The sequence below is a fragment of the Candidatus Nitrosopelagicus brevis genome, assembly GCF_000812185.1.
In the GTDB taxonomy this organism is placed as follows: domain Archaea; phylum Thermoproteota; class Nitrososphaeria; order Nitrososphaerales; family Nitrosopumilaceae; genus Nitrosopelagicus; species Nitrosopelagicus brevis.
The window spans coordinates 708,888-728,419 of the sequence record NZ_CP007026.1; the positions used below are offsets into that span (position 1 = coordinate 708,888).

21 protein-coding genes are annotated in these 19,532 nt (G+C 34.5%); 8 read left to right on the forward strand and 13 right to left on the reverse strand.

Features of this window, described 5'->3' with window-relative positions; genetic code table 11:
• The first annotated feature begins 34 nt into the window (after positions 1 to 34).
• The 3 genes from T478_RS04335 (at position 35) to T478_RS04345 (ending at position 1,669) form a co-directional block, all read left to right on the forward strand.
• Positions 35 to 409: a hypothetical protein gene (locus T478_RS04335; RefSeq protein WP_048105469.1), complete on the forward strand. Its 375-nt coding sequence runs from the start codon at positions 35 to 37 to the stop codon at positions 407 to 409.
• Positions 410 to 726: 317 nt separating this feature from the next.
• Complete coding sequence (locus tag T478_RS04340; RefSeq protein ID WP_048105470.1) at positions 727 to 1,476, forward strand: class I SAM-dependent methyltransferase; 750 nt, start codon at positions 727 to 729, stop codon at positions 1,474 to 1,476.
• 4 nt (positions 1,477 to 1,480) lie between these two features.
• Complete coding sequence (locus tag T478_RS04345) at positions 1,481 to 1,669, forward strand: hypothetical protein (protein ID WP_048105471.1); 189 nt, start codon at positions 1,481 to 1,483, stop codon at positions 1,667 to 1,669.
• A 9-nt stretch (positions 1,670 to 1,678) separates the two neighbouring features.
• Here T478_RS04345 and T478_RS04350 read toward each other — a convergent pair whose 3' ends face one another.
• The gene (locus tag T478_RS04350; RefSeq protein ID WP_048105472.1) at positions 1,679 to 2,614 is read right to left on the reverse strand and encodes an ABC transporter ATP-binding protein; all 936 of its coding nucleotides are present in this window, start codon (positions 2,612 to 2,614) and stop codon (positions 1,679 to 1,681) included.
• A gap of 57 nt (positions 2,615 to 2,671) precedes the next feature.
• On the opposite strand from T478_RS04350, the gene aspS reads away from it, so the two are divergent.
• On the forward strand, positions 2,672 to 3,958 hold the full coding sequence (aspS, locus tag T478_RS04355) for an aspartate--tRNA(Asn) ligase (RefSeq protein ID WP_048105473.1): 1,287 nt from the start codon (positions 2,672 to 2,674) through the stop codon (positions 3,956 to 3,958).
• Between the two features lie 198 nt (positions 3,959 to 4,156).
• Here the strand turns inward: aspS and T478_RS04360 are convergent, their stop codons facing one another.
• Genes T478_RS04360 through ilvB form a run of 4 tightly spaced genes read right to left on the reverse strand, consistent with a single transcriptional unit; the run spans position 4,157 to position 8,894 of the window.
• A complete protein-coding gene (locus T478_RS04360) occupies positions 4,157 to 5,170 on the reverse strand; it encodes an isocitrate/isopropylmalate dehydrogenase family protein (RefSeq protein WP_048105474.1) in 1,014 nt (337 codons plus the stop codon).
• A gap of 27 nt (positions 5,171 to 5,197) precedes the next feature.
• Complete coding sequence (locus tag T478_RS04365) at positions 5,198 to 6,712, reverse strand: 2-isopropylmalate synthase (RefSeq protein ID WP_048105475.1); 1,515 nt, start codon at positions 6,710 to 6,712, stop codon at positions 5,198 to 5,200.
• A complete protein-coding gene (ilvN, locus tag T478_RS04370; protein ID WP_048105476.1) occupies positions 6,702 to 7,193 on the reverse strand; it encodes an acetolactate synthase small subunit in 492 nt (163 codons plus the stop codon). Before ilvN ends, T478_RS04365 begins: the two co-directional genes overlap by 11 nt.
• A gap of 9 nt (positions 7,194 to 7,202) precedes the next feature.
• Positions 7,203 to 8,894: a biosynthetic-type acetolactate synthase large subunit gene (ilvB, locus tag T478_RS04375; protein WP_048105477.1), complete on the reverse strand. Its 1,692-nt coding sequence runs from the start codon at positions 8,892 to 8,894 to the stop codon at positions 7,203 to 7,205.
• Positions 8,895 to 9,067: 173 nt separating this feature from the next.
• Here ilvB and T478_RS04380 point away from each other — a divergent pair, with 173 nt between their 5' ends.
• Entirely contained in the window at positions 9,068 to 9,472 is a 405-nt protein-coding gene (locus T478_RS04380; RefSeq protein WP_048105478.1) for a nuclear transport factor 2 family protein, read from the forward strand.
• Here T478_RS04380 and lsrF read toward each other — a convergent pair.
• From lsrF to T478_RS04395, 3 genes are read right to left on the reverse strand one after another with little or no spacing between them, the layout of a single operon-like run.
• Positions 9,469 to 10,446 carry a 3-hydroxy-5-phosphonooxypentane-2,4-dione thiolase gene (gene lsrF, locus T478_RS04385; RefSeq protein ID WP_483398669.1) on the reverse strand — a complete coding sequence of 326 codons (978 nt, stop codon included), beginning with the start codon at positions 10,444 to 10,446 and terminating at the stop codon, positions 9,469 to 9,471. The two genes, T478_RS04380 and lsrF, sit on opposite strands and share 4 nt — an antisense overlap.
• Complete coding sequence (locus T478_RS04390) at positions 10,436 to 11,464, reverse strand: zinc-dependent dehydrogenase (protein ID WP_048105479.1); 1,029 nt, start codon at positions 11,462 to 11,464, stop codon at positions 10,436 to 10,438. The genes lsrF and T478_RS04390 overlap by 11 nt, the downstream gene beginning before the upstream one ends.
• 25 nt (positions 11,465 to 11,489) lie before the next feature.
• Positions 11,490 to 11,786 carry a V-type ATP synthase subunit F gene (locus T478_RS04395; protein WP_048105480.1) on the reverse strand — a complete coding sequence of 99 codons (297 nt, stop codon included), beginning with the start codon at positions 11,784 to 11,786 and terminating at the stop codon, positions 11,490 to 11,492.
• 75 nt (positions 11,787 to 11,861) lie between these two features.
• Between T478_RS04395 and T478_RS04400 the strand changes: the two genes are divergently transcribed.
• Positions 11,862 to 12,056, forward strand: coding sequence for a hypothetical protein (locus tag T478_RS04400; protein WP_048105481.1), 195 nt, complete (start codon positions 11,862 to 11,864; stop codon positions 12,054 to 12,056).
• Here T478_RS04400 and T478_RS04405 read toward each other — a convergent pair.
• Together T478_RS04405 and T478_RS07830 are read right to left on the reverse strand one after the other, a co-directional pair.
• A complete protein-coding gene (locus tag T478_RS04405) occupies positions 12,053 to 12,613 on the reverse strand; it encodes a DUF4352 domain-containing protein (protein WP_048105482.1) in 561 nt (186 codons plus the stop codon). The genes T478_RS04400 and T478_RS04405 overlap by 4 nt on opposite strands.
• A gap of 49 nt (positions 12,614 to 12,662) precedes the next feature.
• Positions 12,663 to 13,682 carry a cupredoxin domain-containing protein gene (locus tag T478_RS07830; RefSeq protein WP_238573549.1) on the reverse strand — a complete coding sequence of 340 codons (1,020 nt, stop codon included), beginning with the start codon at positions 13,680 to 13,682 and terminating at the stop codon, positions 12,663 to 12,665.
• Positions 13,683 to 13,764: 82 nt separating this feature from the next.
• Between T478_RS07830 and T478_RS04415 the strand changes: the two genes are divergently transcribed.
• Positions 13,765 to 14,067: a hypothetical protein gene (locus T478_RS04415; RefSeq protein WP_048105483.1), complete on the forward strand. Its 303-nt coding sequence runs from the start codon at positions 13,765 to 13,767 to the stop codon at positions 14,065 to 14,067.
• A 1-nt stretch (position 14,068) separates the two neighbouring features.
• Here T478_RS04415 and T478_RS04420 read toward each other — a convergent pair whose 3' ends face one another.
• Complete coding sequence (locus tag T478_RS04420) at positions 14,069 to 14,371, reverse strand: hypothetical protein (protein WP_048105484.1); 303 nt, start codon at positions 14,369 to 14,371, stop codon at positions 14,069 to 14,071.
• A gap of 33 nt (positions 14,372 to 14,404) precedes the next feature.
• On the opposite strand from T478_RS04420, the gene T478_RS04425 reads away from it, so the two are divergent.
• Positions 14,405 to 15,154 carry a metallophosphoesterase gene (locus tag T478_RS04425; RefSeq protein WP_048105485.1) on the forward strand — a complete coding sequence of 250 codons (750 nt, stop codon included), beginning with the start codon at positions 14,405 to 14,407 and terminating at the stop codon, positions 15,152 to 15,154.
• A 13-nt stretch (positions 15,155 to 15,167) separates the two neighbouring features.
• Here the strand turns inward: T478_RS04425 and carB are convergent, their stop codons facing one another.
• Entirely contained in the window at positions 15,168 to 18,410 is a 3,243-nt protein-coding gene (gene carB / locus T478_RS04430; RefSeq protein WP_048105486.1) for a carbamoyl-phosphate synthase (glutamine-hydrolyzing) large subunit, read from the reverse strand.
• Between the two features lie 3 nt (positions 18,411 to 18,413).
• A complete protein-coding gene (gene carA, locus T478_RS04435) occupies positions 18,414 to 19,511 on the reverse strand; it encodes a glutamine-hydrolyzing carbamoyl-phosphate synthase small subunit (RefSeq protein WP_256378807.1) in 1,098 nt (365 codons plus the stop codon).
• Positions 19,512 to 19,532 lie beyond the last annotated feature (21 nt).

Sequence of the window (19,532 nt, forward strand, 5' to 3'; positions counted from 1 at the left end):
ATCATTAAAATATTCGAAAATGAGTAATTAGATGATGACTGAAAATGAAGACTATGAAATTGCAGATTTAATCTCAAAAATTAGCCCATACATTAGATTTATTGGAGTTATCAGCAAAACTGGAGAACTTCTTTCATATTTTAGAAGAGAGGATTTAGCTCCGCTATTAGACCAAAAAAGGACACAATACCAATTTGCACAAATTGCCATTAAAACAGAACTTGAAGAACAGTTTGATGATCAATTGGGAGATACAGAATTTGTGTGGGAAGAAAGAACAAAAGTTCAAACAATTGCATTTGCAATCTCGTCAAAAAGAATTTGGATTACAATTGACAAAAATGTGATTCGTTCAGAAATGCTTAGAATTATCGATTCATGTCTTCCAATTGTGAAACGTTATTCTTAATCAACAAGGATTAGAAAATCCATCATGTTTTTTATACACAAAGTAGAATATTAAGAATAGATCAGTATCTATACTACCAAAAATCAGGAAAAATATGGTCAAGTATACGTGTAAAAGTTGCAAAACAGACTGTGATGATATTACAGATCATATGTTAAAGGTTCATAAATTCTCAAAATGGATTATGGAATTACAATTAAAAACAAATCCAAATACGTACAAAAATTGTTTTGAAAAGAAAGCTTAAACTCATGGAACAAGAGTTTACAACTAATTGTCAGTGTTAGGTTTTAATTTATTATAAAAAAAACACATCCATGGACCATAAAATTTGGGATGGGATGGCTATTGATTACGATAATAGCGTAGAAAATAATCAAGACCCAATTATTGTTAATTATCTAAAGAAGGAAATTGATATCCTAACAAATTTGTGTAAGAAAGTTTATGATCAAAACAAAAATTCTTCAATTATTGATATGGGGGCAGGTACAGGACGTGTCATATTTGCGCTAGATGAAAGACTACAAGAAAGCACTACCAAATTTTATGGAGTTGAGGTTTCAGAACCAATGCTAGATTATGCAAAACAAAAAAACCAAAATCATGAAGGAGTTTCTAAAATTGAATTTCTCAAATATGATTTAACAGAACCGAACTTATCTGATTATTTCAATAAAGGTGAGACAAACATTGTAATGTGTTTATACAACACGTTGGGTGTAATTCCCTCAGAAAAACGACAACAATTCATCGATAATATGAGATGTATTGCAGGTGAAAAAGGATTAACTATACTTACAGCGTTTAATGGTGATGAATTTGATTTCATAGCACCAAGATTGTATAATCCAATGATGCCCATGATTAAACAGATAGATGAAAATTCTTTTGATGTAAAGAATAAGGTTTTTCAAAATGGTCTTGGTTTTCGCAGCCAGTGGTTCACTAAAGAGGAATTAAAATCAATGTTGCAATCGAATGTAGACCCAATCCCAATCGAGGTAACCACTAATGATACAACACATACATTTGGAAATGTATTTGTAGATAGATACATTGTCTAACAATATGGCCGACACAGATGAAGATCGTTATGAAACAATATCTATCGAATCAAAAGTTAGAGAAGGAGTATTTCATAAAGTCGTTAAAGATTTAGAAACTGGAAAAGCTGTGGCCTGTTCTTGTAAGTGTTGGACTAAAGGCAACAAACCTTGCTTTGGTATGAAGACAGTGGGCTATGATAACAATGCCTAATGTGATTATCTACTCGTAAAGCCAGCATGAAACATAACCGGTTTTTGTTTTAATTTTTGGCGGATCTTTTTTACATTTCTCCATTGCTTCAGGGCATCTATCATAAAATTTGCAACCTTCAGAAGGGTTTACCAGATTTGGAGGAATTCCAGGAATAAATTTTGGTTTTGTGTCTTTAGATAAAACTGGAATTGATTCTAACAGACCTTTCGTGTAAGGATGTTTTGGTTCAAGAAAAATTTCTTCAGAATCACCAAATTCAACCATTCTTCCTCCATACATAATTCCAATTTTCTCTGCAACCTCAGATAGTACAGCTAAATCATGGGAGATGATCATAAAGGACTGGCCATCTTTTTTTAATTTTTTAAACAAATTAACAATTTGAGCTTGAATTAAGACATCAAGTGCAGTCGTAGGTTCATCAGCAATTACAAATTTTGGTTTTAGAATCAATGCCATAGCAATAATTACTCTTTGTTTCATTCCTCCACTCAATTCATGTGGAAATTTCTTTAGAACAGATTCATCAAGATTTACAGAATTTAATGATTGAATAATAGATTGTTTTGAATCACCTTCAAAATTATGCTGTTTTAAGACTTCATCAAATTGTTCTTGGATAGAAAATACAGGATCAAGAGAACTCATTGCGCCTTGAAATACCATAGAAATTTCCTTCCATCTAATTTTTTTATCAAATTCATCATCAGGAATATCAAGCAATGACTGCCCATCGAATTGAATTTTTCCAGAATAGATTTTTCCATTTGAAATCATCTGGATTATAGATAACCCAAGAGTACTTTTTCCGCATGCACTTTCACCTGCAATTCCAATTGATTCTCCTTTATCGATTGCAAAGGTTACATCTTCTAATGCATGAACTAGCCCTTTTGAGGTGTTATAACGAGTAGTGAGATTTTCAATTGAAATAAAACTCATATTTTTAGTTATGAGAGCTTAGATTAAGTTTTTACGGGCGTATATTTTCATCATTACATGGATATTTCAAGAACACATCTTATTGAAGATCTAAATTCATCCATGGAAGGTCAAGACGTTCTTTTTGGAGGATGGGTTGTTGATCTTCGAAAACTTGGAAAGATGGCATTTTTGACTGTAAGAGATGTTACAGGAATGTGTCAAGTTATAGTAAAAGGAGATGCAATGAGTTTACTTGAAGGATTAAACAGACAAAGTGTTGTTCGAATTTTAGGCAAAGTGCAAGCTAGTAAAGCAAAAGATTTTGATTTTGAGGTTTCTGCCATAGAACTTCAGGTTCTTGCAAAAGCAGAATATCCATTACCTATAGATCCAATTGGAAGATTAGAAAGTGACATCGATAATAGATTAAATTCAAGAGCGCTGGATATGAGAAACCAAAAGACAGCATCAATTTTCAAATTAAGAAGTCAAGTTTTGGCATCAATTAGAGAGACGCTCATTAAAAGAAAATTCATTGAAATAAACACACCAAAGATTATCGGAAGTGCAAGTGAAGGAGGTGCTGATTTATTCAGTCTCGATTATTTTGGAAAACAGGCATACTTGGCTCAAAGCCCACAATTATACAAAGAACAGATGACCATAGGTCTTGAAAGAGTATTTGAGATATCATCATTTTACCGAGCAGAAAAATCACATACAGGAAGACATCTGAGTGAATTCACAAGCGTGGATATTGAAGCTGCAATGATGGATTATACAGACGTCATGGATGTTTTAGAATCAATCGTGGTAGATGTTTTCAAGAATACCGCTGAAAATTCTAAAACAGAACAACAAGATATTGGTCATGAAATCAAAATTCCAGATTCACCGTTTGAAAGAGTATCATATACTCAAGCATTGGAAGAATTAGGAAATTTGGATATCAAATTAGAGTTTGGAGAAGATTTGCAAGACTCACATCTTCGTAGTTTAGGAGACAAACACCCAGGATTTTTCTTTTTGACAGATTGGCCTATGAAACTAAAACCATTCTATATCCATGAGAAAGATGACGACCCAACACTTTCACGTTCTTTTGATTTACAGTATGGATATCTTGAATTGTCATCAGGAGGACGTCGATTACATGACCCAGAACAGCTGAAATCTCGACTAAAAGAACAAAATTTGGATCCAGCAAGCTTTGAAGAACATTTGAAAACTTTCGGATGGGGAATGCCACCACATTCAGGTTGGGGCATGGGATTAGATAGGTTGATGACAGTTTTGATTGGAATTGACAATGTTAGAGAGGTAACTTTGTATCCAAGAGATCCAGACAGGCTCAAACCATAGAAAAAATTAAATCAAAAAAACAAACAAAGATGACAGAATTAGATATCAGCTAAATCGTATTTTGACAAATCATAATGACAACAGCTGAACGTAGTAGAGCCGCAAGATTAGGTTGGATTCATCATGATGTTGAAGCTCTCAAACGAAGTATTGCATCAGTAAAGGGTTGGGAAACTAGAAGAAGTAATTATTAGATATCTATAATCTATTAGTAATTTCTTTAGTAAATTCATGCGTGGATTTTTCTCCACCAATATCCTTAGTTGTAATGCCAGATTTTATCAAATCCAATACTACATCTTCAAGTTTCTTTCCAGCAGAGATGCACTCAGAATCATTATGTTTCGAACCTAACCAATCAAGCATCATTTTTGTAGATAGTATGAATGAAGAAGGATTTGCAATCTGTTTTCCAGCAATATCAAATGCAGCGCCATGAACAGGCTCAAATAAACCAAAATTATCGCCCAAATTTGCAGCAGGAGCCATGCCTAATCCTCCCACAACTTGAGAAGACTCATCAGATAGTATATCACCAAACAAGTTTGTAGTGACAATTACATCAAATTCATGAGGGGCACGAATCAAATTCATAGCACAGGCGTCAACGTACATCTGATCAAAGGTAACGTCAGGATAGTCTTTTGATACATCCTCACATACACGAGCAAAAAGACCATCTGTTATCTTCATGACATTTGATTTATGAACACATGTAACCCGTTTTTGTTGACTTCTATCCATTGCTGTCTCAAAAGCATGTTTTGCGATTCTCTTGGAAGCTTTTTCACTAATTATTCTCAATGCGACAGCAGTATCATCTACTTGAAATTCTTCACCTGTGTATAGATCCTCTGTATTTTCTCTAACAATTACTAAATCAACATCATCTCTTAGTGCAGGAGTATTTGGGTATGATTTTGCAGGACGGATATTTGCGTACAAATCTAATTTTTGTCTTAATGCAACAATGACATCCTTAGCACTTTCTCCAACAGGGGCTTTTAAACATGCATCAGATGATTTGATCGATTCAAAGACATCATCAGGTAATGCTTTTCCAGTTTTTTCGAGTGCAGCATCTCCAGCTACAAGTGAATTGACATTAAATTTAATGTCAAATTTGTCACTGATTGTATCCAAAATCGTATTTACAGATTCTGATAATTCAGGACCAATTCCATCACCAGTAATTAGAGAAATATTATACATACACAATCACCTAAAATTTTGTAATGATTAAATCTTCTTTTCCTTTAGAAGAGTTTTCAACATGATGCGGTTAATTCCATCAACCATTGCTTGAACACTTGTTGTGACAATATCTTCTCCAACAGATTTTGATGAAATAATATTACCACGTGCATCTTCAACTTTTACAGTTACTTCACATAATGCATTAGCACCGCCAGATATGGAATCTAACTTGTATTCTTTTAATCGAACTTCATCAGTTACTTGACTTGTAATTTTTTGAATTGCATTTAATGCAGCATCCACAGGACCGACGCCGTAATCAGTTGCAGAGAATTCTTGACCATCAACATTCAATTTTACAAATGCATATGGCATTGTTCCAACACCGGTAGATACTGAAAATCCTGCTAACTGAACAATTCGTTTTAATTTATTTTCACCAATTACTTCATTAGCCATAGATAATAATTCAACTTCTGTTACCTGTTTTCCTTGATCACCTAATGCCTTTACTTTATCCAAGATTTGCTTTGTTTGGTCTTCATTTGGCTCAATGCCATACTCTTTGAGCATTGCATTCATACCGTGAATTCCTGCATGTTTTCCTACCTGTAACCAACGGGTTCTACCTACAATTTCAGGACTAATTGGCTCGTATGTCAAAGGATTATTCAATACACCATGAGTGTGAATTCCAGATTCATGACCAAATGCATTTTCACCAACAATTGCTTTGTTTGGTTGTACAGACATTCCTGCTAATTTAGAGATGTACCTAGAGGTTTCGTAAATTAATTTTGTATTGATGTTTGTTTCCCATTTGTTTTCAAATTCTAAACTATGTAGTGCCATAACAAATTCTTCCAAAGAAGCATTACCTGCACGTTCACCAATTCCATTTATGGTAACATGTGCGCAAGATGCACCTGCTTGTACTCCAGATATTGCGTTTGCAACAGCTAAACCAAAGTCATTATGACAATGTACACTAATTGGTAATTTTGATACTTCAATTGCATCTTTTGTTATTTCACCAATGTATTGTGGTGTTGAATAACCAACGGTATCAGGAATATCAATTCTGTCAGCACCTGCATTGGCAACAGCACCAAAAACTTTTTTCAAGAATTCACGATCAGTTCTGGTTGCATCTTCTGCAGAAAATTCTACTTGTAATCCACGTGATTTACCATATTCAACAGCCTCAATTGCTTTTTCTAATGCTTCATCACGAGTCATTTTTAATTTATGTTCTAAATGAATATCAGATGTTGCGATGAATGTGTGAATGTAATTTAATCCACAGTCTACTGCAGCATCAATGTCTTTTTTGTTAGTTCTTGCTAATCCACATAATTCTGCTTTTAATCCCTCTCCAACAATTAATTTTACACCTTCTTTTTCTCCATCAGATATTACAGGAAAACCTGTTTCAATTGCATCAACACCTAACTGATCAAGTTTTTTTGCAATGTTTAATTTTTTTTCAGGAGATAATGAAACACCAGGAGATTGTTCACCGTCACGTAAGGTAGTATCAAAAATTCTAATGTTCATGTTCTTCACGTTCCAATGCAGTAATTCCTGTTCGTGCCATTTCTTTTATACCAAATTTCTTTGCTAATTCTTCAAAGGCAGATATTTGGTGAGGAGTAGCAGTCATCTCAACAATAATTGATTCTTTTTTTGCATCATGAGTTTTGGCAGAGTATGCACTAGCTAATTTGTTAATTTCCATGCTATCTTCTGGTTTGCTTACTTTAATCTTAAACATTACCAACTCTCTATATACTGAATTATTAACATCTAACCTACGAACCTCAATTGTGTCAATCATTTTGTCAAGTTGTTTGACAATTTGGGTAATTTGCTTCTCATCGCCAATTGTAGTAATTGTCATTCGAGAATATTTTTTGTCTTCAGTGACACCTACAGAAATACTATCGATGTTAAAGTTACGTGATCTAAAAAGATGTGTAACCTTAAACAAGATTCCTGGTTTATTTTCCACTTTGATTGATAAAATTGCCCAAACCATTTTGCATCACTATGAAGGTAAGATCATGTCCTTTAATCCAGTTCCAGGTGCAACAAATGGTAAAACGTCTTCTTCAGGATCAATTGGAATATCAATTACAGTTGCAACATCACTGTTTAATCCATCTTTGATTGCCTTTTCAAGTTCATCCATAGATTGTGCACGAATTCCTTGTGCGCCATATGACTCAGCTAATTTAACATAATCAGGACATTTCTTAAGGTCGACACCAACCATTCGACGGTCATAGAAAGTTCTCTGCCATTGTGCAACCATTCCTAAAGAATAATTATTTATCAAAAAGACAATTACAGGTAAATCTTCTAAAACTGCAGTTGCAAGTGAATGTTCTGTCATATTGAAGCTACCATCACCTGCAATGTCAACTACAGGTACATCAGGACGTGCAGTTTTTGCACCAATAGCAGCAGGAAATCCCCAACCCATAGTACCCAAACCAGTAGAACTGAAGAAAGTACCAGGATGTATTGCATCAAAAAATAATGATGCCCACATTTGGTGTTGTCCGACTTCAGTTGTAACGATAGATTCCTTTGGGAGTAATTCTCTTAATTTTCTAAGAATTTTAGCTGCTCCCATTTCTCCAGGATGTATTTTTAAATTTTCACGCCAGTATTGTTTTGTCTCTTTAACATGTTTTAACCAAGGATTGTCATCAGAAGCTCTAACTGCTTTATCCATCAATAATTTTCCAAATATTCTCAACGATGTACGAACATCACCTACAACAGCTACAGATGTTGTTTGATTCTTTCCAATTTCTGCAGGATCAACATCCATATGAATAATCTTTAAGTTCTTTTCAAATTCCTCAAATGTACCTACAGAACGGTCTGAGAATCTTGTACCAATTGCCAACACACAGTCAGCTTCGGTCATTAATTTATTGGCCTCAGCATGTCCATGCATTCCAATTGGACCTAATGATAAAGGATGATTTTCAGGAAATGCACCTTTACCTTTGAAAGTGGTTACCACAGGAATCATTAGTAATTCAGCGATTGATTGTAATTCTGCAAATGCAGATGAGATGATAACACCACCGCCAGCAAGAATTATTGGTTTTTTTGCAGACAATAGTAATTCCACTGCACGTCCAGTATTTTGCATGTCAGGATCAGTCCATGGATGATATCCTGGAACTCGAACTTCATCTGGGAATGGAATGTTACCTTCATTTTGTTGAACATCTTTAGGAATATCTAACAAAACAGGTCCAGGTCTTCCTGTTTCAGCAATGTAAAATCCTTGTTTAACCATAGTTGGAATTTCTTCAGGAGTTCTAGGTTGATATGAATATTTCAAAGCAGGATTTGCCATTCCGATTATATCACTTTCTTGAAATGCGTCTTTTCCAATCATTGCAACAGGTACCTGTCCAGTAACTGCAACCATTGGTGCAGAATCTGCTTGAGCAGTTGCAATTCCAGTTAACAAATTTGTTGCACCAGGACCAGAAGTTGCAAAACATACGCCAGGTTTTCGACTAACTCTACCAAAACCATCTGCCATATGTGCAGCAGATTGTTCATGTCTTACCAAAATATGACGAATGTTACTTTTACCTAACTCGTCATACATTGGAAGGTTCGCACCTCCCGGTAAACCGAAGACCTCCTTTACTCCTTCTTTTTCCAATGCTTTCATTAGCGCAGTAGCGCCGATCATAGTTTCATTCATTTTATTATTATCATCAATATTCCTAATTTAAATCGGTAAATTGGCTGTTGTTTACAGCAGCAGGTCAACTAGCAGTGACATACCAAAAGTGCTAATTGTTGCTTCATGTTTCAATGTAAACTCAAAAACAGGGGATGCACCTATAAAGATTCCTTTTTGAGAAATTATGTAATATGTCTGACCAAGAAGAAATTATAAAAATTATAGAAACATTTTTTGAAATTGGAAAATCAAAGAAATTAGAAATTTTAAAAGATATTCAAATTAATGATTCTGCATTTTCTAGTTTTAGTGATGTTCCACCATATGATCTAAAAGATTACGCCACTACAATTGCATTAGAAGAATTACGATTTGTTAGTATTTCAGATTATGATTACAAAATAAATAATGTGAAAGTAAGTATTTTTGGTGAAACTGCAGTAGTAGCTCTAGAATTAGTTCAAAAAGGAATGCTTGTAGACAATAAAGCCTTCACAGGTGAGCATATCACAATTGGAGGAAGAGCAACATTTGTGTTGATAAGACAACCTACGTGGAAAATTATCCACATTCATTTATCTAAATCAGAAAACTAATTACGTTTTTTTGAGTTTTTATTAAAATTCTTTTTAGGTTTGTTATTTTGATTTTGGTTAGATTTGTTTTTAGGTTTGTTATTTTGATTTTGGTTAGATTTGTTTTTAGGTTTGTTATTTTGATTTGGGTTAGGTTTACCAGATAATTGCTTATACAAAGTGAATGCTTGTTCGGCATTATTACTTCCATGCACAATTGAATGAACAGCTTTAATCATTGCAACAGGATTATCAGATTGCCAAATGTTACGTCCCATATCTACACCAACGGCTCCAGCCTTTAGTGCATCATATGTTAATTTCAAAGCGTCTTTTTCAGGAATTTTTTTACCACCTGCAATAATTATTGGTACAGGGCAAGATTTTACAACTTTTTCAAAGTTTTCGCAAAAGTATGTCTTTACAATATGTGCACCTTGTTCAGCTGCAGTTCTACATGCAAGAGATAGATAACGAGCATCTTTTGTTCCAATTTCTTTTCCAACTGCAGTGACAGCTAATACAGGAATTCCATATTCTTCAGCTTCGTTTACAAGTTTTCCAAGGTTTACAATGGTTTGATATTCATATTTTGAACCAACAAAAACTGACATTGCAACTGCAGACACATTTAATCTGATTGCATCTTTGATGCTAACTGTGATATCTTCTTGAGATAGATCCTCACCAATTATGCTAGTTCCACCAGAAACACGTAATACAACTGGTACAGGGTAATCAGGATTAACAGAAGTTCTTAATGCTCCACGCGTAATCATTAAAGAATCACAATGTTTTGCCAATGGAGCAATTGTTTTTTTCAAATCTTCTAGTTTTTCAGTAGGACCTAGGAAGTAACCATGGTCAACTGCAAGCATTAATGCCCTATTATCAGCAGGCGAGATGATTTTTGCAAGTCTATTTTTTAATCCCCAGTCCATTTTCTTATTTTTTTGAAAAAAAATTACCTTTCTTAAGCCTTTGCTAATTTTCAATAATTATCTTCATGGCGCTGTCACCGGTTTTAGCATGCTCAAATGCCTTTTGTGAGTCATCAAGTGAATATTTGTGTGTGACAAGTGATTTTACATCTACATTTCCAGAGGAAATTAATTCTAATGCTTTTTTTGTATCCATGTCCGATGCAGCATATGTAGTGACAATGCTAATTTCTTTAGAATAAACCACGCTCATGTCAATTTCAGTTGTTGCACCTTTACTAGGTACACCAAACATTACAACAGTTCCACCTTTTCTTACAAGTTTTATTGCATCTTGAAAAGCATGTAAGCTACTTGTAGCTACAATTGCAACATCAACTCCAATAGTAGTATCATCAGTAACTTTTTGTACTAAATTTGGATCGTCAGAACGGATAGTTATAACATCGAATTTTTTTACAAAATCTAATCTGAAATCATTTAAATCCATACAAAATATTTTTGAGAATCCAAAATATTTTGCGAGTAAAACATGCATCATACCAGTTGGGCCAACACCTAAAATTGCAACAGTATCATTTTTCTGATATTTGAATTTAGACCATGCGCGTACACAACATGCAAGAGGTTCAATTAGCGCAGCTTCTTGATATGAAACATTATCAGGTAGTTTTAGAACACCGCCATGAAGTACATTCCATTCAGGTACAACATAATTGTCAGCTAATCCACAAGGATTGAGATTTGATTGGTAGTATTGTTTACACATAGTTTCATTTCCATGACTACATTCATGGCAATCCTTTGAGTAACATGCCACATGATGATGTGTAAATACACGGTCGCCTATTTTAAAATCAGAAATTGCATCGCCTATTTTTATTACTTCTCCTGCAGGTTCATGCCCTAATCGCATAGAAGGCTGACCATATTTACCAAATACCTTTTCAACATCAGAACCACAAATTCCACAAGATTGCATTTTGATGAGTAATTCATTTGGGGCAACATCAGATATAGTAAAATTTTCTATCTCGACTTTTGAATTTCCTTTTACAACAGCTGCTTTCATGATTGATAATGATTTTATTGTATATTTATACGCCTAGGATTTTTTTGAGCATAACTCTGTAATCTACCTCAGATTTTTCACTTCCCGATGCAGGAAGAGCAAATACAAGAGGAGTAGATTTTTCTGCGCGTAGTTTTGTTAATTTATCATTAATTTGTTCAGTTAAATCATCACTTACAAGAACTAGACCTACTTCAGAATCATCATATAGTTTTTTGATTTCTTCAAAAGCATTATCAGATGAATCGACAATTTTTCCTTGAACGCCGGCAAGTTGGAAACTTGTGACAAATACACGACTTCCAACAGTTACTACCTTCATTAAATCTGATTTTTAAGACATGCAATTTAACCGTTTCAAACAATAAATTCAAACATTACTAATTCAAGTAAGAATATGGATAATCCGGAAGAGATCGACTCAGTATACTGGGATGAAGAGAGTAAATCATGGAAAACAAAACTGGTCAAAGTAGAAGAATATCATGGATTTACAGAATGTAGGTATTGCCAGAGACCAATGTCACATAACATAAAGACAGAAGGAGAATTCAAAGTTGTTTATGTTAAATGTGGATGTTCTAGAAGCTAGCTGCAATTTTTAATGCAAATGAATGCAATTTCTTGTGTTCCGTCCATACCATGTCTATTTGGAACAATACCAACACGATACTGCATTTCTTCATCATATTCAATATCAAATTGTGTTGTCATGGTAACTGCTTTTTGAGGTTCAAGATCTATCAAAGATAATTCATTATCACCATAACCAACAAAAATTGGACTGAATCGTTTGTTTGAGCCATCATAAAGGTGCAATTGACCTCCAGTAAATCTCACAATATCATTACCTTTGTTTTCAGCAGTAACTTGTATTTGGAAATATGTGTGAGTAGGTTTTTCATTAGATGCTTCTATCAACCCTCTATCAATTTCAGCTTTTTCAGCTAGTTTGAATTCTTTAGTTTTTTGGAGAAAATCAAAGTTTGTAACATATTGCACATCAAACATCACATCACCTACTTGAACAGGTTCACCAAAGGAAGAGACCTTGACGTCTGTCAGAACTTCATCAGAGTAAAAGAAGAAAGAAACAGCTAATACTGCAAAGATTGCGCCAATGACAATAATTCCACCTACTCTAACCAATTTAATTTTGTTTCAGATTATTCGAGTATAACTGTTTAATTTTATACAATTATTCAACAATAATTGTGCCTTCCATCCATGGATGAACCATGCAGAAGTATGTGTAAGTTCCTGCGTCAGCTAATGTAACATCAAAGCTTGCGTTCATCATGATTAATGAAGTATCAAATACTCCGTCAGGACCGTTTGCTGCACTACCACTTGTTGATGTGTGTGGAGCAGTATCAGTATTTGTGAAAGTTACAGTTCCACCTGCAGAAATTGTTGCAGTGGATGGAGTATAGCATTCAGTAGTTTCACATCCTGGTGCACCAGAACCTGCTACAGGTTCAACAGTGACAGCCATTGGTGCTTTAGCGGCGGCTGCTGCGGCTGCTGCTGCTTTTTCAGCGGCTGCTTTGTCTGCTGCTGCTTTTTCAGCGGCTGCTTTTTCAGCGGCTGCTTTTTCAGCGGCTGCTTTGTCTGCTGCGGCTGCTGCTGCTTTGTCTGCTGCTGCTTTTTCAGCGGCTGCTTTGTCTGCTGCCATCATGGCTTCATGTTCTTTTGAATCTTCAGAGTGACCCATAGAACTCATATCGTGTCCGCCAGATTTGTAGCCTTCACCGTAAATCATAATTTTTTGAGAGTTTGCCATAAAGTCAATTGTTAATCTTTTTCCTACTTGAGTGAATTCAACTTCTTCACCATCAATTGTTACAAAATATGTTCCATCATCAAATGGTTTTACTGAGTTATTGTTTACTGTAATTGTAATTTGTCCATCTAATCTTGAATCCATTTCAATTTTTACTGCATTGTGATGTTCATCTTGAGAAATAGAATCAACTATACCACCACGAATTGTATATTTCAAATTATCACTAGATGATGTTTGTGGAGCGGCTTGAGGTGTAGGGGTTTGTACAGGTGCTGCTGCCGGAGCTGGTGGTGGGGAATATGTTTGAGTTGGAGCAGCCATACTTGGTGTTGCAGGTGTTGTATCAACTTGCAATAGACCACCCATTATAGCAATCATTGCAGCTGCAAAGGCTATTGAGAAAATCACACCGAATTTATCTGCTGATGTCATATCAGCCATTTTTTTAGGTATTTTAAATATCTAATGCTTTGATCCGATCTAGATTTATTTGCGGAATTTACTGAATCAGGGTATGGCAGACGTAGATTCAAGTAAAAAGTTCTATCTCTTTCTTCATGGAAGAATGGACTTACATGAAAAAATGTTGAATTCATTAGCAAGTAATGGATTTCAAAAAGAAAATGCAGTCATGGGCAATCCAAAACAAGCAGGACAAGTCGGAGACTACATGGTACAATTATGGCCACCAGGACCAAACCCAGAAAATATCAAAGTTCAGACAATCACAGCAGTTGAAGAATGTGAACCTGAAGGAATGATTGGTGTTTGGAAAGGTGTTTCAAAAGAGGATCTTTTTGAAATTAAGCTAGAATAGATTACAAATCGCTAACAATTCCAGAAATGAATGATTCGTATTCATCATCCATGAATTCGATAATTTCAAATTTATTTTCTTTTTTTGCTTTTAAAATTGAATCCAAATGATAACAAGGACTTTTATTTTTTATCATGCCAAAGTAATAGCCTGAACAAGAACAAAATTTTGAATCAGGATCAATCCAATGTTCTTTTGCTTTGCCAACAATAGTCCAAATTTCTCTTTTACTTGGATTAAACCGATGTAACTTTACACGTCTTTGGTCTACAACGGAGTTAATTTTTTCTTGTTTTGTAGACATAAGGAATTAATCTAAGACAAGCGTATAATCTTGGTGGTAACTACAAGAATAATTGATTCAGAACCTGCATTAATTGTAGAAGAAGAGAGAAAAAATCTGGTTATATCTGATCTCCATATTGGATTTGAGCATAAATTTTCATCAAATAAAAATACAATTGAAAATAATTCTTCAATAAAGGATATTATTTCTAATATTAAAAAAATTATAAAAAAAGAAAATCCAGATACATTAATTCTTTTAGGAGATGTGAAATCAAGTATTCAAAATATAACAAAAACAGAATGGAATGATGTACCATATTTTTTTGAAGAGATTAAAAATTCATTGGACATTATATTAATTCCAGGAAATCATGATTCAAACATTGATAGATTAATTCCAAACGATGTTACATTAATTGGTTCTAAAGGAATGATTATTGATGATATTCTTTTAACACACGGTCATACAATGCCATCAAAAAATTATTCTAATGTAAATAACATCATCATGGGACATATACATCCAGTTTATTTTGATCAAAACTCATTACTCAATGGAGAAAGAATTTGGATTTCAATTAAAACAGATAAATCAAAAATTTTCCCATCAACAAAAGGAAATCTAAACATAACAATCATTCCTTCATTTAATCCGTATTTTTACGCAACTGAAAAGAGATACTATAAAAAATCAATTTCGCCAATAGTAGAGAAAATCAAAGATTCAACAATGGCAAAAATTTTGACATTGGATGGGACAATAATTGGAAATGAATCAATAATCAACCAAGTTTTATGAGTAAAGTATGAAATTATTCAAGGATATCGTATGGCTCAATTGGATCCCTTGTTGTTTCATTATTTTGCAGCCATTCGAGCGTCTTAACAAAAGAATCAGCCAACTCAATTGTAGTAAGTACTGGAATTCCTAGTTCAAGAGATTTTCTTCTAATCTGGTATTCATCATCTAACATTCCAACATATTTTTCCAAAGAAAGTGTGCTTGGTATGTTAATAATGAAATCAATCTTTTTCTCATAAAGTAAATCAGAAATGTTTGGTTTACGTTCTGGTTCAGAGATTTTGTGTACAATTTCTATATCTCCAACTTTCTCTTCAAAGAATTCAGCAGTGTGTTCTGTTGCCAGTATTTTGAATCCCAGTTGTTTAAGTTTAGCAATTGATGGCAATAGTTTTTCTTTATTCTGAGAACCTCCAGCAGTGACTAAAGCAGTTCCTTTATCAGGCAAATTGTAACCAACAGATGTTAGACCTTTAGATAATGCATCATAGAAACTATTTCCAAAGCATGCAGCTTCACCAGTAGATTGCATTTCTACTCCTAATGCAATATCAGCACCGTCTAATTGCATGAATGAAAATTGAGGTACTTTGATTCCATAATTATGAATTTTTTGCCATTTATTTTCTGGAACTTTTGGTAAGGGTTTATCCAAAATTGCTTTAGATGCTAGAGAAATAAGATTAGTTTTCACTAGTTTTGAGACAAACGGCATTGAACGTGATGCCCTAATGTTAAGCTCAATAACATAGACATGGTCATCATGAATAAGAAATTGTAAATTGAATGGACCTTTAACATTGAATGTAAGTGCAATCTTTTTTGTATAATCATTTATGGTTTCAATTGTCTTATTACTAAGACGCCATGGAGGAATACACATCATTGCGTCACCCGAATGAACTCCAGCAGAATCAATATGTTCAACTATTGCACCTATGACTACTTCTTTTCCATTACTAATTCCATCAACATCTACTTCAAGTGAATCTAACATGAATTTTGAAATTACAACCGGATGATCTGGGGAAACATCAGTTGCCTCTTTCACATATGTTTTTAGCTCATCTTGAGACCAGACAACTTTCATTGCAGCGCCAGACAGAACATAAGAAGGTCTAACAATAACAGGGAAACCTACATCTTGTGCAAAGTTTCTTGCTTCATTTAGATTTGAAAATGCTTGCCATTTTGGTTGTTGTATGTGAAGCTTATCAAGTTCTGCGCTAAACTTTGAACGGTCTTCAGCCCTATCTACATCAATTGCACTTGTACCCATAATATTGATTCCACGTTGTGCAAGACCAGGAGTGAGATTATTTGCGGTTTGTCCACCAACACAAGTGATTACACCTTTAGGGTTCTCAAAGTCAGATATATCGAGTAAACGTTCTTGAGTTAATTCTTCAAAGTACAATCGAGTACAAATATCATAATCAGTGGACACGGTTTCAGGATTACAGTTTACAACTGACACATTTTTTTCACCATTTTCTTGAAGGCCCCACACCATGTTTACGGTTCCCCAGTCAAATTCAACACTACTTCCTATTCGGTATGGACCTGCGCCGACTACAACTATTCCTTTCTCATCTGGAGATACTTGAATATCATTGGAATTTCCACCATAAGTAAGATAAAGATAATTTGTGACAGCAGGCCATTCAGCAGCTAAAGTATCAATTTGTTTTACAGCAGGAATTATTCCAAAGTCTTTTCTAATTTTACGAACTTCATCAGGAGTTTTTTCTTTTACACGTGCAATCTGATTGTCAGAAAATCCCATCTTTTTTGCATTTCTCAAAACCGATTCATTTAATTCAGATTCTTTAAGGTTTGATTCAACATTTACAATATTTTTAATTTTTTCAATAAACCAAGGATCAATTGCAGATAGTTCATAAATCCGGTTAACAGAAATGCCCATCTTTAGTCCGATTGCAACATTATACAAAATTTGATCATCATGATGTGAAAGCTTGTATTCAATTTCTTCTTCAGTGTATGTTTTACCATTAGAGCGATTTAATACAAGACCATCATTTCCGATATCAAGCATTCGTATTGCTTTTTGTAAAGATTCTTCAAAGGTTCTTCCAACTGCCATTACTTCACCAACAGATTTCATTGTTACACCTAGTTTACGGTTTACGAGTTCAAATTTGGAAAAGTCCCATCGAGGATGTTTGCAAACAATATAATCAAGTGAAGGTTCAAAACATGCAGTTGTACTTTTTGTGATTCGATTTACAAGTTCAGATAAATTGTAACCTAATCCAATCTTTGCAGACATGTATGCTAATGGGTAACCAGTGGCTTTACTAGCAAGAGCTGAAGAGCGAGACAAACGAGGATTGATTTCAATTGCAACATATCTATCAGAATCAGCATCCAATGCATACTGAATATTACATTCACCAACAATTCCAACATGTTTTGTAGCACGTAGCGCTGCGGTGCGTAACATATGATATTCATGATTGTTAATGGTTTGAGAAGGAGCAACTACAATATTATCACCGGTGTGGACTTTCATAGAAAGAACATTTTCCATATTACAGACGATTACATTATTTCCATCATAATCTTGCATCACCTCATATTCAATTTGTTTCCAGTGTCCAATGTATTCTTCAACCAAAACCTGACCTACCATACTAGCCTTACAGCCACGTTCTACAATTTCATGGAGTTCGATTTCATTATGAGCAATTCCGCCGCCTCTTCCACCAAGGGTGTATGCCACCCGAATTATTACAGGATATGATAATTCTTCAGCGACCTTTTTTGCATCCTCAAAATTTGTAACAGTCTTACTTTTGAGTACAGGGACACCTGCTTCTTTCATTGAATCTTTGAAAAGCTGCCTATCTTCAGTGTTTTTTATTCCATCTACTTGAGTACCAAGAACTTTGACGTCGTATTTTTTGAGAATTCCCGCCTCCTCTAACTTTACACCACAATTTAGGGCAGTTTGTCCTCCATATGCCAACATGATGCCATCAGGCCTTTCTTTTTCAACAATTGATTCAACATAATTTGGAGTTACAGGCAAGAGGTAAACTTGGTCTGCAAATCGTGTATCTGTTTGGATGGTGGCAATGTTGGGATTAATTAGAACACTTTTGATTCCATCCTCATGAATGGCCTTGAGACACTGACTTCCAGAATAATCAAATTCTCCCGCTTCACCAATTTTTATTGCACCACTTCCAAGTACTAGGATTTTCTTTAATGATTCATTTTTTGGCATATTTTATTTCTCCATTAATTTTTTTAACTCGTCAAAAACATATTTGCAGTCAAAAGGACCAGGTGCAGCTTCAGGGTGAAACTGTACAGCAATACAATTTTTTGTTTTATGTTTTATGCCTTCAACAGTATCATCATCAGCATTTGCAAACCATAATTTAAAATCGGATTTTTCTAGAGATTCGGGTTTGATACCATATCCATGATTCTGACTTGTAACATAAACTTGATTTGTTTCTAAATTAACACAAGGTTTGTTTTGTCCACGATGACCATACTTCAATTTGTAAGTCTCCGTATTTCCTGCAATACCAATAATTTGTGCACCTAAGCAAATACCTAGTGTAGGAATATTATTTTCAATTAGTTTTTTTGCAGTATCAACGGTATCAGGACAGTTTTGTGGATCGCCTGGACCACTACTCAAAACAACTCCTTTAGGTTTGTATGACATTATTTTATCAAACGGAGTATTCCATGGAACTACAATTGCTTTGTAACCTAATTCTCGTATATTTCTAACAATTGCATTTTTTGCCCCGGTATCAATAACAACCACAGAATTATTTTCATCACCATAGATTTTTTCTTCTTTGGTAGACACAATATCCATGAATTTTTCAGAATTGTAAGTAGTAATATTTGCAAGTTCATTTTTGACTTTTTCAACATCAATCTCTTCATCAGAGACAACAAGGGCTGCCATCATAACTCCACTAGTAGTTAATTTCTTGGTAATTGCACGAGTGTCAATTCCAGAAATTCCTGGAACTTTTTCATTATACATCCATTCATCCAAGGTCATTTTCAAATTCCAATGACTTGCAGTTTGAGACAATTCATGAACTACTAGTCCTCTGATCTGCATCGTATCAGATTCAAAGAATTTTGATATTCCATCTTCATCTACTGCATCTAAATCGGGAATGCCATAATTTCCGACTAAAGGATACGTTAAGGTAAGAATCTGACCATTGTAAGATGGATCAGTTAAGGCCTCAGTATAGCCCACCATGCCTGTATTAAAGACAATTTCACCAAAAACAGTAGTAGAATAACCAAAACCCATTCCATCAAGAACGGTTCCATCAGAAAGGATCAGCTTCCCAAACTTGTTTGCGTG